Consider the following 12,685-nt stretch of genomic DNA (forward strand, 5'->3'; position numbering starts at 1 on the left):
AAAACCGGTATCTACCCTCGCGGAGATCACATTTTGCGGCAACGGCTTGAATTGGCGCTTCCAGCGGTGACGTCTTTGGTAGCGGTCCTGCTGTTCCTGGTCACGGCCATGATGCCGGTGTCGGCCAGTGCGGCCGGGCCCTGCCATGATGGCGAGATTGTACTGGACGGCGGTATCGAGAGTATCCGTGATCTGGGTGGCTGCATCTGGTATCTCGAGGACCCGGGGCAGGAACTGACCCTCGATGAGGTTCGCGCTCTCGAATCGGGTGCCTTTACCCGCCACGAAGGCGGCGTGTTGAACTTCGGCTACACGGAATCCGCATACTGGGTGCGCCTGGATCTCCGCTCCGCGGGCAATCCTGACCAGAACGGATGGATCCTTGAGCTTGCCCTGCCTCTGGTGGATGAAGTCACCCTGTTCATGGTCCGCGACGGGGATCTGGTTGATCAGCGACAGGCGGGTTATGAGGACAACTGGGTGGAACGGGACCTCGCCGTCCCCAACCCGACATTCCGCCTTTCACTGGCACCGGATTCCCTGAGCCACGTCTACTTGCGGGTGGTCAACACCAATACTTTCCGTCTGCCGATCGGCCTCTGGCATCCGGACAGCTACATCGAAAAAGTCTCGGTGGATGAGCTGGTGCGGGGCATCCTGCTTGGTTCGGTGCTGGCCATTCTCGCCTACAACCTGTTCGTCGCGGTCTCGGTTCGCGAGAGGAGCAACATCTATTACGTGCTCTACCTGGTCTTTGCGGCCATCTTTATCTTCACCGAACAGGTTCACGGTATCCAGCTTCTCGACAGCCGGCCCGCTCTGTTCGACAAGCAGTTCCTGCACTTCCAGATCATTCTGACCTGGTTCTGGGGCCTGCTGATGGCAAGGTCACTGCTGGAGACCCGGGAGCGGTCGGCCGACCTTGATCAGGTGATCCGCCTCTGTCTCTATTCGGTGGTCGCGACGTTCGTGCTTTCCCTATTCCTGCCCTACCACGTGGCCATGGAATGGATTGTGGTTGGCTCTGTCCTGCTGAGCCTGATCCTGATTGTGGTCAGTTACCTGTCCTGGCGCTATTACAACCCGGCGGCCCGGTCCTACTTTTTTGCCTGGACACTGGCGCTGGTGGGCTTCGGCATCTACGCCCTGACGGTAATGGGCATACTCCCGCTGAACACATTCACCGCCTATTCGCCGCAATTCGGTCTGACCGCCCAGATCATTCTGTTCTCGTTTGCCCTGGCAGACAGGATCAAGCAGGTCCAGGGCGAGGCCCTGGGCTGGAGCCAGCGGGCGTTGTCGAACCTTCAGCGTTACCAGTCGCTGTTCGATAACGCCATCGAGGGCGTGTTCCAGATGTCACCGGACCGGCGATTTGTCACGGCCAATCCCGCTATGGCGCGGCTGCTGGGCTACAACAGCAGCCGCGAGTTGCTCAAGCGGAACCCGGACGTACTGGAAACCTGCATCGCCGACGAGCGGTTGCGGCGGCTGGTGATCGAGCAGCTGGAGGCCCGGGGCACGGTCAAGGGCATTGAGGCTCGATACCTGACCCGGGATGGTGACGAGCGCTGGGCGACCATCTCACTGCACACGGTGTATGACACCGAGGGTGAGCCGACCCATCTGGAAGGCACCTGCATCGACGCCACCGAAAGTCACAATCGCTTGAGAATCGAGAGGGAGCGCGAGCAGGAGCGTCTCGAGAAGGAGCTTGCCCGCAATTCCGCGGAGGCGAAAAGCCAGTTCCTGGCCAATATGAGCCATGAGATCCGCACACCGCTGGCAGCCATCATCGGTTACGGAGAAACGTTGCTTGATCCGGATCTCAGTGAGCCGGAGAAAAGAAGCAGTGCCGAGACGGTGGTGCGCAGCGGCCGACATCTGCTGGACTTGGTCAACGACATCCTCGACCACTCGAAAATCGACGCGAACAAACTGGATGTGGACATCGTATCGGTCAATCTGCCGGAACTTCTTGACGAGATTCGCGCCTTCTTCGCGCCAAGAGCCCGGGAAAAAGGACTGGATTTCAGCATCATCTGCGAATACCCGTTGCCGGAGCAGGTACGCACCGACCCCACCCGACTGCGCCAGATCATCATCAACCTGTGTGGTAATGGCCTTAAATTTACCGATAAGGGGTCCATTTCCCTGGTGGTCCGTTGTGATCGCGATCAGGAATTGCTCGTGGCCCGGGTCGTGGATACCGGCATTGGCATGAAGCCGGAGCAATTGGGGCGTCTGTTCGATCCCTTTGCCCAGGGCAGCGCCGCCATTTCCAGGCAATATGGTGGCACTGGCCTCGGGCTCAGCATTTCCCGGCGTCTGGCGGAAATGCTTGGCGGCAGTATCCGGGTGAACAGCACCTATGGCGAGGGCAGCGAGTTTGAGCTTTCGATCCGGACAGGGCCACTGGATGAGGTGCATTTCCTGCGCGATGCCTCGGAGCTGAGCCAGCGCCGCCGGACCATCCCCATGGTTGTCGCGCCGCGATTGTCAGGGCGTATCCTGTGTGCCGAGGACAATGAGGTGAACCGGCGGCTTGTTTCCCTGCTGGTGTCTCGAACCGGAGCCGAGCTTGTCCATGTGGGCAACGGAGCGGAAGCCCTGGAAATGGCGATTCGCGAACCCTTTGATCTGATCCTGATGGACATACAGATGCCGGTGATGAACGGCCGTGACGCGACGGCGGCACTTCGCGAAGCCGGGGTGAATACGCCAGTCATCGCGCTCACCGCCAATGTGATGTCCGAGGACATTGCCGACTATCGCCTGGCCGGCTGCAATGAACACCTGGCGAAGCCCATCGACAAGCAGCGCTTCTATGAAACACTGGGACGATACCTGTCGGTGACGCCGGCCTCCGCTAATGAACGAACCTCACGCTATCAGGGCAAGGTGCTGGTTGCCGAAGACAACACGGAAAACCGGCAGCTGGTAGAGCGTATGCTGCGCCGGGAAGGTCTGGACGTCGTGGCAGTGACCGGCGGCGAGGACGCGGTTCGGACTGCATTGTCCGATACGGTTCATCTGGTGCTGATGGACCGTCACATGCCGGGAATGGATGGTGTTGACGCCACCCGGTTGCTGCGCCAGGCCGGGTTCCGCCGGCCGGTGATTGCCTTTACAGCTGGCGATCAGCCGGAAACCGATGCATTGCTTGAGGCCGGTTGTGACGGCGTTTTGAACAAGCCCATTGATCAGTCCCACCTGACGGCCCTGCTGGACCGGCTGCTGGGCACGGGCCCCGTTTTCGCCGCGGATACTGGCGAAGACGCTGAAATTGCCCACCTGGTGGCACAGTTTCTTGATGGGCTTGCCGCGCGGCGGACCCGAATGGATGCCGCGCTGGCGGACGCAGATCGTGAAGCAATGAAAACCGAAGCCCACCAGATCAAGGGCACGGCGGGTGCCATGGGCTATCCGCTGATGACCCGACAGGCGGGTATACTGGAAGAGCTGCTGAAAGTCACTGAGCCGGACTGGGAACGTGTTCGCAGCGAACTGAAGGAACTCGGTGAAATGATAGACCGTGCCCTCGCCGCTGCGAAAACGCCAGGCTGACGTGTGTGAGTATGACCAACAGGAAGAACCCGATGAGTGAGCTGCCGGAACGCCGAGAACACCATTCCTTGAGCATGATGTATGGTACCTATGCCGACATCCTGTTTGTGTTGTTTCCCTTTCTGATTATCGGTATGCAACGGTTGTGGGAAGGCCGGCTTTACGAAACCCTGCTGCGACCGGACCTGAGCATCGCCGCCGCTATCCTTGCCGGTCTGGCTATCGGCAAGTTCGTGCTCGGTCTCGTGACCAACCGGGAGCTCGGGCGCTACAAGGAGCGGATTGTTTTCTTCATTGCCCTGACGCTTTTCGTGGTGCTGGGGCCGGCAATCATTCTGATCCTGAGTATACTGGGAAGCGCGGATGTACCCGGTTTTGTAACCTTTGTTCAGCCGATCCTTCTGATTATTGCGATATCCCTCTACACAACCGCTGTGAGCATCAGCAATATACTGACACGGTTTGGCATGGAGGACGGGACGACGGCCAATCCGGAGACCTCGCCACGCCCTGACTACAGTGACATGAGCGAGCCCCGACCAGCGCCGCTGGACCTGCCGCGGCGCACAGGCAACGACCCGACAGTTTGAGAGGAGCAACCCACATGACGGATCTGAAAGTGCTGGTAGTGGAAGATGAGCCTGTGATGCGAGAGCGGCTCGTGGATATGCTCTACAACGCTGGCGCAACCAAGGTGATCGAGTGTATTGACGCAGCTTCCGCCAGGACGGCTTTCAAAGCCGGGGAATTTCACATCATCCTGCTGGATCTGGGGTTGCCGGACGGCGATGGGCACGAACTGATGCTGGAATTCAAGGACGCCCGTGAGGAGCAGCACATTGTGCTGGTGACGGCGGACGATTCGATCGAGAGTATTCAGCGGGCGATCAGTGCCGGTGCTAACGGCTACGTGGTCAAGCCTTACTCCCAGGAAAAAATACACGATGTGGTCAACAATTACGCCATGGTTCACGGCGGCGATATGGCGATGATGCAGGGTCTGAACCGGCGCCACTGACCGGTTCAGACACGCGGCTTCTGAATCAGGCGACCTGCCGGGCAATCCATGAATTGTAACGGGTCGCCAATGCTCTGACGTACCTTGCCTCGGCGTCGTTCATATTGCCCAGGACGCCCTTGAAGATCCAGCCCCGCTCATACACTCCCAGCACCCGCTGTTCGTCATCCAGATTGACGCGCTGATTAAGTTTTTTGCAGATGGCATCCAGCAGCGGCAGCTTCTCCGGACGCTTGATCGGGCCCTGGCGATTGTTCATGGGCTGGTTTGCTGCGCGAGTTGTCGGATGTCTTTTCATGATGTTCTCCTTGTCGTTTTGCGGCTGCAAAAACAAAACCCCGGTGCCTGAAGCGACCGGGGTTTCGCGGAGAAGCTGACCCGGTCGCTACATAGGCTCCCGGGACTGACCGAAAGCCGTTAGATGTCTTTCACCATCGCGCGAACAGACTGCCCTGCATGGCAACCTGCTGCTGTGTAAGCGCTGAACTGTGGAATCATTCTGGTCATACCGGCTCTTATGTTTCGGTTCGACTACCAGTGTATAGGCTAATGGGCCGTTTGCAATAGCCCGGCTTCTTCGGCAAACCCCTACAGACGGCCTCCAGGGGCGCTTGGCATAATTCTTTCCGTCACGTGTTTTACGTTGTGCAATCCCGACTGCCTGCCGCGCCAGGCAGTTGATGGATCTCTCCTTTCTACGCAGCCTCTATGGCTGCGTTTTTTTTGGGTAGTGGAATCTTCGTAGCCATTACTTCTTACAGATTTTGCGGCCTGTCCCGGCGATAATTCGCACACTAATATTCGATTAATCGCCATCAACAGACAGAGGTTGAAACCTAGCAAAATGTCCGACGAAGCCGGATCTGCCAGTAAAAAGTTCCGTTCCCACGCATTGATTGAACTCGCCCTGATTATTGCACTTGGTCTTTACCTGCTGGTCGCGCAGGAGCAGGTCGTGGGTGAGAATCTGGTGTTTACCGTGACCGGAGCCGCGCTCATGGCCCTGGTGACCTACTGGACGCTGAATACCCTTCGGGATGGTCTCGAGGTCATCGCACTGCGTGTCCGTCACGCCAGGCACTGATCAACCGGGAATGCGTCAGGCCTGCCGGGTTTGACCCGTTAACGGCGCCAATTCGTCCTGATTCGGCGCAATCCGTTCCCAGGTTTTGTGGAGAATCAGGGCATCGTTTGCGGCCCGATGCACAGGCAGGCCAAGCTCTGTAATCACCTGTTGGCGAAGTGCTGACCATTCGCGCACCTGCCTCGTGTCCAACAGCGCTGAAATGGATTCAAGCTGAAACGTTGGCGTTATGCGGGCGGCCTTGAACAAACGATGCAGCCAGAAACTGTCGAAGGTCCAGGCATCGCAAAACACCTGTTCCGGCAGCAGTTCGTTGAGGGCACTGGCGACTTCGCTCACCGCAATACCATCCGCTTCCAGGGTCTCGCGGGAAATGCCGTGAATCTGCTCAGCGCTTTGTGACCAGTCCTGCCACAGCACGTGGGGGCTGATCAGCCAGCTGTGGAGAGTGCCATCCGGCATGCAGATTCCCACCTCAATGGGGTAGCTCGCGATCAGATCAAGGCTTGATGCCTCGAAATCGATGAATGCCGGCTGGATAGTGGTCATGGAGTCAGTGTAGCTGATGAGTTGTTTTTCGCTGAGTTTACCCGCCCCGCAAGCGAGACGCGAACCCAACCTGTTCCTGCACTGTTACAATATGTCCATTCATTGTAAAAGCCCGATGACAGCAACAGGCCTCGGGCGCGACAGTAAACCAGCCAAATCCGAACCGCACCATACGGGGAGCCCGAATGACAGACACCGTAGTCGTTATCTATTCCGGAGGCATGGACTCCTACACCCTGCTGCATCTGGCCCGGGAGCGCGGCTACCAGGTTCATGCCCTGTCCTTCAACTACGGGCAGCGCCATGTCCGGGAGCTTGAGTGCGCGCGTTCGGTCTGTGAAGCGCTGGGTGTACCCCACAAGGTGATCGATATCCGCGCCATGAGTGAGGTGATGGCCGGCTCATCGCTGACCTCGGATATCGATGTGCCGGAAGGCCACTATGAAGAAGACAGCATGAAAGCGACCGTGGTGCCTAACCGAAACATGATTCTCCTGTCCCTGGCGACCGGTTACGCCGTGACCGCAGGTGCTGGCGCCGTCTGGTACGGAGCTCATGGTGGCGACCACGCTATCTACCCGGACTGTCGCCCGGAGTTTGTGGATAAAATGGACGCGGTCTGCCGCGTGGCCAACTACGAGCCGGTCGGCATTGAGGCGCCTTTCATGACCATGGACAAGGGTCAGATCCTGGCTGAAGGCCTGCGCCTGGGACTGGACTATGCACAGACCTGGACCTGCTACAACGGCCGGGAGCGGGCTTGTGGACGCTGCGGCTCCTGTGTTGAACGACTGGAAGCCTTCGCTGCCAATGGTGTCAAAGATCCCCTGGACTACGAGGCGGCAAGCTGATGTATCGGGTCAAGGAAGCCTTCTACACGTTGCAGGGTGAAGGTGCCCAGGCCGGGCGTGCTGCCGTGTTCTGTCGTTTCAGCAAGTGCAACCTTTGGACCGGTCGCGAGAAGGACCGCGCCACTGCCGTGTGCAATTTCTGTGATACCGATTTTGTCGGTACTGATGGCCAGAATGGTGGTCGCTTTGAAACCCCGGAGGAACTGGCCCGTCACATACGCAATCTTTGGCCGGAGGCACCCGGCAAGCCCTACGTGGTCTGCACCGGTGGCGAGCCCCTGCTGCAGCTGGATGCTCCCCTGATCGAGGCTCTGCACCGGGAAGGGTTCGAGGTAGGGGTAGAGACCAACGGTACCCTGCCCGCGCCCGAAGGCATCGACTGGCTCTGCGTCAGTCCGAAAGCCGATGCCCCGGTGGTGCTTGAGGCCTGTGACGAGCTGAAGCTGGTCTATCCCCAGCCCCTGGCGATGCCGGAGCGATTCCTGGGCATTCGCGCAAGCCATTATTTCCTGTCGCCGATGGCCTCTCCCTCGATACCGGAAACGGCTGTGGATGAGATCAAACAAAGCAATACCCGACGCGCCACCGATTATTGTCTCGCGCATCCGCAGTGGCGCCTGACCCTGCAAATGCACAAGATCATCGGCATCGACTGATTACCCCGTGGCCAGTGCCCGCCTGGCGGTAATCAGCCCGGGGCCGGGTTGCGAAATTCGGTAATGGCTGGGGCTGCTGCCGGTCCAGCGCTTGAAAGCCCGGGTGAAATTCGCCGCGTCGGCGTAACCGAGGGCATCGGCAATCTGGCTCAGATTCATGGTGGTACTGCGGAGCAGATCCTGTGCCCGTTCCAGGCGGACCTGATCTACCAGCTGCTGGAAACTGGCGTCTTCTTCCTGCAGCCGCCGCTTGAGCGTTCTCTCGGACACAAACAGGGTGGCCGCTACCCTGGCCAGTTTTGGCGGGAAGGGGTGGCTGGTCTCGATTACCCGTCGGACGCGACAGGCAAATCCGGCGTCTTCGGTCAGCTGCCGCAGCGCCTCCTCGCACTGGGCTTTGGACGAGGCCGCCAGTTGATCATCGGTGAAGCGCACGGGCAGGCTCAGACGGCCAACCGGAATCACCAGGGCATTCTCCGTAGCGCCGAATTCCACCGGCACCGGGATCTGTGAGCGGAAACGCTGGAAATAGGCCGGCTCCGTTCCCCGGCGAACAATCCGCAAACCGTCAATGACCGAGCCTGTCAACTGTGCCCCCATGGAAACGCAACCAAACAGCATGGCATCCATGATAAAGCCGTGCAGAGGCCCCAGGTCGATATCACAATGCACAACGTACCAGGCCAGGTTGCCGGTCTCCCGTTTGCAGACCCGAAGGTGAGGCACCCTTAGCGTCAGGTATCGGGTCATCAGCTCCATGGCATCGCCCAGGGTACGGCTACTCATGACGGCCGTACCCAGGGCGCCGTGCAGGGGCAGCTTCAGCTCCCTGGCGAGCATGATACCGAGTCCAGGTTCGCCGCTTTCGATAATGGCCCGGGTGACGAATTCGCTGGCCTGGGTCTGGCTCACCCGCCGATCGGTGGATTGCAGGCGGACGGGGTCAAGACCGACCCGGAGGAGGAGGTCTTGTTCGTCAACACCGATGGTGTTCAGCAGTTCGGCCAGAAGATGCAGGTAGATGGCCGGCATGCCCAGGTCCTGTGCCGTTGAAACGGAGGCGCGCATGGGATTTCCTCGTCTGATTCTGTTCTTGTTATGTCGCAGAACGCTTGGTTTCGACGATTATGGCGCCTCGCGGCTCGTTGCCCCATGACTTCGGTGACGGAATAAATGGCCTGAAAGGCCAATCATCGGCTGGTTGGCAGGAAGCATCCGGATCGATCACTGGCCATGACGGCGGACAAAGTGTTCCAGGGCTGCGGCAGATCGCCCGGGCGTTTCCAGCATCGGAAGATGCCCGACACCCCGGAACATGTGGATTTCTGCCTGAGGCGTGGCCGAGCTGAACCAGTCGACGCAGCGGGTCGGGGTAATCACGTCACGGTCGCCCCACTGAACCTGCAGTGGCGGTGTCTCGGGGCCCAGGTAGCGGGCCGGTGCCAGCGCGTCTGCCACCATGTCACTGAAGATATGACGGAGGGCCTTGGTGCGGCCCAGGAGGTCCGGTCCGAGGAGGCCGGCCATGGCAAGTCCGGAGACCGTGGGCTTGCCGGTGCCAACACTGTTGAACATACGGTAGACGCCTTTCCAGTCCCGTGGAATCAGGATGCCATCCCGGTCAGGCTTCAGGGGGGCGTGAATGTCTACCTCTTCATGTTCGGGGATGCCGGCGCTGTTGAGCAACGTCACCGAGCGGGGCGCCGGATCCAGTGTGTGGGCCAGTATTGCGGCAATCGCGCCACCCATGGAGCTGCCGGCCAGATGGATGTTGTCGGTGTTAACGCCGGCAAGCCACTGAGCCAGTCGACGGGCCTGGGTTTCGTAGCGGTAGCAGGCCTCCGGCCGGTAATCACTCTCCCCGAATCCCGGCAGATCCGGCGCCAGAAGATGCCAGTGTCTTGGCAGTCTTTGCAGCCACAGCCCCCAGTTTTCCTTCATGGCGGCAAAGCCATGAATCAGGACGATCGTCGGGCGGCCGACATCTGGCGATCCCCGTTCCAGGAAAACCATCTTGTGGCCATCGACCATGGTTTCACGGCGGCGGGCCTGGAGAAGAAATCGTTGTCCCGTGCGGGCAGCGGGCCAGAAGTTGGGGGCAGGAATTCTCATGGTTGTCAGCGATCACCGGTTTTGGGTCTGACCACCAGTCTACCGGGACCAGAATCCGGAGCCTTGGCCACAGTGCCCGTGGACGTCGGCGAATGGGCAACAGATTGCCCGTGACGGGGCATCGAAAGTCAGAGCTTCAGGTCGACAATCACCGGATTATGGTCGCTGGATCGCCAGGGTCCCCGGCCGGATGCCGGGTGATCGCTCCGGTAGTCGAGTACCCGGGGCTCATCGGCGTTCACCAGCCAGCTCCAGGCGCCCATGACCCTTGGTTTTAAGGTCTCGGAGGCGAGTGCGAAATCCAGCGAGCCCTTCTGACCACGGTAACGGTAGGTGTAGTGACCACAGGTCTTTTCGGTGCAGGGATGGAAATGGTGCACCATGCTGGTAAATCCTGCCTGCTCCAGCACCGCTATGGGATGTTCGCGGGCATAGCTGTTGAGGTCACCGATTATCAGGGTGCCGACTGAATGGTGCCTGCGGGTATCGCTGCCGGACCAGGCCGCCAGTGTTTTCGCTTCGTTGGTCCGCCGGCTTGCGTAGCAGCCCTGGCCATCGGCCTGGTCTTTATCATCGCCACGGGCGCCCCGACAGGATTTCGATTTCAGGTGAGGAACAATTACCCGAACGGTAGCATCACCGTCCGTTCGGCCGAAATCCTGAGCCAGGGGAGGCCGGCCTCCCGATTCAAATGGCCCTTTGGTAAGCCGTTCTGGCGGGCCAACGGCGCTAATCCGGTCGCTGCGGTAGAGCAGGCCGGTCCGGATCTCGTCATCGCCGTCCTGGCCGGGCGTGCTGACGAACCGCCAGGTGCCGCCCAGGGCCTCTGCAAGTTTCGCTATGGAACTTGCCGGTCCATAGCCGTCGTTCTCAAGTTCGGTCAGCGCAAGAATGTCCGGATCGGGGGCCAGAAGTGTGTTCACCAGTTGTTGTTGTTGGCGCCGGAATTCCGCCGGTGTCCCGGCCCCACGACTCGTTGGAAACTCGCCGCCCCGGCCATCTCCGTTAAAGAAATTACCAAGGTTCAGAGCCATGATCCGCACCGAAGCCTCATGCCGCGGCCCGGGTGCGGTTTCTCTGGGATTGGTGGCGAGGAAAGCCGGCTCCTGAGAAGGCTGGAGCCGCCAGGCATCGAAGCGGAAATCCAGCACACCGATGAGCCCTCTAATCTGATCACCGGCCCTTACGGTTGCCGAGGACAGGCCGCCCGGGGGCCAGGGTACCGGGCGGGGGTCTCTCCTGGACCGGTTGTCATCAAGCAGAACGCGGTTTGCCCCGTTCCGGGTGAATGCCCGGTGTGCTTCTTTGCCGGGGGGCAGGTATTCCGTAGGCTGGACCTGGTCTGAGGCCGCCAGCCCAAGCTCGCCGTAGCGAGCCAGGTTGTAGTTGTCCACCACCGTCAGGGGCTGGCGAAAGGTAACTCTCATGTTCTCCAGATGTTCCGGATCGACGGTCCAGGGCAGGGTGATGGCAATGGGCGCTGGAAGCGGCCCACGCCCGCACGCCCGGATGCTCCGAACCGACACCAGTTCGGTCAGCCCGTGGTATTCCTTCACCTTTCCGGTTACCCGCACTCGCATGCCGACATCGGCGATTTCACGATCGGTGTAAATAAACAGCGCTTCGGAAGTGGCGGGATTCCCGTCGGTCTGATGGTCGGCCTGCTGCAGGTAAAAACCACCAAAGCCGCCCTTTGCCCGGGAATCCTGGGTCAGGATGCCCTCGACGGTGACGGTAGCTCCTGCCATGGGTGAGGTCGGGCCAGTTCCCTGGACCCGGGAAATCGGCGTTGCGGGATCACCGCAGACCGATTCTGCCCTCCCTGCTGCGGGCAGAAACGACAGAATCAGAACGCCGAGAAAGACATACCGCCAGGTCCCAGAGCTCACACTGGCGGTTTAGCTGAGGCCGGCAACGGCTTTGAGGGCCTGTTCGCGTTTGCTGCCAAATCCCAACTGGTCGGGATTGGCCAACTCAAGCTGTTGCACCAGAGGATCCGGGTGCTGATTGTCGAAGGTAATACCGAGCCGTGACAGCACGTAGGGGGCAAGCGCGGCACGGGTAGCAACTTCCAGACGACCATGTTCCATGCCGTAGTCACGGGCAATGATCTCTTGCTGGGCTTGGGTCAGGCGCTGATCCGGGGTGACCACCAGGGTAACCTGCCGGTTCCAGTGCTCGTCCTGGTCCCGGGTGTGTCTGGCGCGCTGCCGGAGGGCCTCCGGCGAGGTCCGGAATCGGCTCAGGGCGAAATCCCGGAATTCCCGGTTTGAGTCGCACCATGCCCGCAAATGCCAGCTGTCGCCGGCACAAACCAGAGTATGCGGCTCAAGTATGCTTTCCACCGCTTCCGGTCGGCTCAGGGAGGCATAGCTGGCCCGCAGCTGTCTTCCCTGTCGTGTTGCCGTCACCACCGCACGCATGGTTTCGGGCGCGATGACCCGATTCGGACCCTGGACCACGGTGCTGTCCGGCAGGCCAATGTTCAGGGATTCAAACGTGGTGCTCAGGTTTTGCTGGCGGGCAAGCAGGTCCAGATATTCATTGACCACGCCTCGGGTGACCACCGGGCGAAATCTATCGGCCGGGACATAACCTTTCAGGTGACGGTCGTAAACCAGATTGCCCGGCGCCAGTTCGCGCAGATAGGTGTTGATATCCTTGGACGCCTGCTGACGACCGATCCCGAAACTGTGGCAGATGTGGTTGGTAGTCAGACGACCTTCCCACAGGGCAATCGTTTCGATAAGTCGATAGCGAAGCAGCAGATCCCAGCGGATGGGCCAGTCCGTTTTTTTCATAACCAGGCGCTCACGGTCCAATGAATAGCTCGTTTTCATGTTACCTG

Annotated in this window: 12 protein-coding genes; 6 read left to right on the plus strand and 6 right to left on the minus strand. The window is 59.9% G+C overall.

Annotated elements, in window-relative coordinates:
* Window positions 1–33 precede the first annotated feature (33 nt).
* From ACP86_RS09780 to ACP86_RS09790, 3 genes are read left to right on the plus strand one after another with little or no spacing between them, the layout of a single operon-like run.
* Window positions 34–3,567, plus strand: a complete 3,534-nt coding sequence (locus tag ACP86_RS09780; protein WP_053113500.1) for a response regulator — start codon at window positions 34–36, stop codon at window positions 3,565–3,567.
* A gap of 32 nt (window positions 3,568–3,599) precedes the next feature.
* Window positions 3,600–4,157 carry a hypothetical protein gene (locus tag ACP86_RS09785; protein ID WP_041645885.1) on the plus strand — a complete coding sequence of 186 codons (558 nt, stop codon included), beginning with the start codon at window positions 3,600–3,602 and terminating at the stop codon, window positions 4,155–4,157.
* A gap of 14 nt (window positions 4,158–4,171) precedes the next feature.
* Complete coding sequence (locus ACP86_RS09790) at window positions 4,172–4,585, plus strand: response regulator (RefSeq protein WP_008176796.1); 414 nt, start codon at window positions 4,172–4,174, stop codon at window positions 4,583–4,585.
* Between the two features lie 25 nt (window positions 4,586–4,610).
* Here the strand turns inward: ACP86_RS09790 and ACP86_RS09795 are convergent, their stop codons facing one another.
* Entirely contained in the window at window positions 4,611–4,883 is a 273-nt protein-coding gene (locus ACP86_RS09795) for a hypothetical protein (protein ID WP_041645887.1), read from the minus strand.
* Window positions 4,884–5,429: 546 nt separating this feature from the next.
* Between ACP86_RS09795 and ACP86_RS09800 the strand changes: the two genes are divergently transcribed.
* A complete protein-coding gene (locus ACP86_RS09800; protein WP_008176800.1) occupies window positions 5,430–5,669 on the plus strand; it encodes a hypothetical protein in 240 nt (79 codons plus the stop codon).
* A gap of 15 nt (window positions 5,670–5,684) precedes the next feature.
* Here ACP86_RS09800 and ACP86_RS09805 read toward each other — a convergent pair whose 3' ends face one another.
* On the minus strand, window positions 5,685–6,218 hold the full coding sequence (locus ACP86_RS09805; RefSeq protein WP_014578938.1) for a hypothetical protein: 534 nt from the start codon (window positions 6,216–6,218) through the stop codon (window positions 5,685–5,687).
* 185 nt (window positions 6,219–6,403) lie between these two features.
* On the opposite strand from ACP86_RS09805, the gene queC reads away from it, so the two are divergent.
* Both queC and queE read left to right on the plus strand, forming a co-directional pair.
* Entirely contained in the window at window positions 6,404–7,069 is a 666-nt protein-coding gene (gene queC / locus ACP86_RS09810; protein WP_008176806.1) for a 7-cyano-7-deazaguanine synthase QueC, read from the plus strand.
* Window positions 7,069–7,725 (plus strand): 7-carboxy-7-deazaguanine synthase, encoded by a 657-nt coding sequence (gene queE, locus ACP86_RS09815; protein WP_008176809.1) that lies wholly within the window; start codon window positions 7,069–7,071, stop codon window positions 7,723–7,725. Before queC ends, queE begins: the two co-directional genes overlap by 1 nt.
* On the opposite strand, the gene ACP86_RS09820 is transcribed toward queE, so the two are convergent.
* The 4 genes from ACP86_RS09820 to ACP86_RS09835 form a co-directional block, all read right to left on the minus strand.
* A complete protein-coding gene (locus ACP86_RS09820; RefSeq protein WP_008176811.1) occupies window positions 7,726–8,793 on the minus strand; it encodes an AraC family transcriptional regulator in 1,068 nt (355 codons plus the stop codon).
* Between the two features lie 156 nt (window positions 8,794–8,949).
* Complete coding sequence (locus tag ACP86_RS09825; protein WP_053113502.1) at window positions 8,950–9,837, minus strand: alpha/beta fold hydrolase; 888 nt, start codon at window positions 9,835–9,837, stop codon at window positions 8,950–8,952.
* Window positions 9,838–9,965: 128 nt separating this feature from the next.
* Window positions 9,966–11,585: an ExeM/NucH family extracellular endonuclease gene (locus ACP86_RS09830; RefSeq protein ID WP_094182566.1), complete on the minus strand. Its 1,620-nt coding sequence runs from the start codon at window positions 11,583–11,585 to the stop codon at window positions 9,966–9,968.
* Window positions 11,586–11,735: 150 nt separating this feature from the next.
* Complete coding sequence (locus ACP86_RS09835; RefSeq protein ID WP_175497395.1) at window positions 11,736–12,638, minus strand: helix-turn-helix transcriptional regulator; 903 nt, start codon at window positions 12,636–12,638, stop codon at window positions 11,736–11,738.
* Window positions 12,639–12,685 lie beyond the last annotated feature (47 nt).

Source organism: Marinobacter sp. CP1 (assembly GCF_001266795.1).
Classification (GTDB): Bacteria; Pseudomonadota; Gammaproteobacteria; order Pseudomonadales; family Oleiphilaceae; genus Marinobacter; species Marinobacter flavimaris.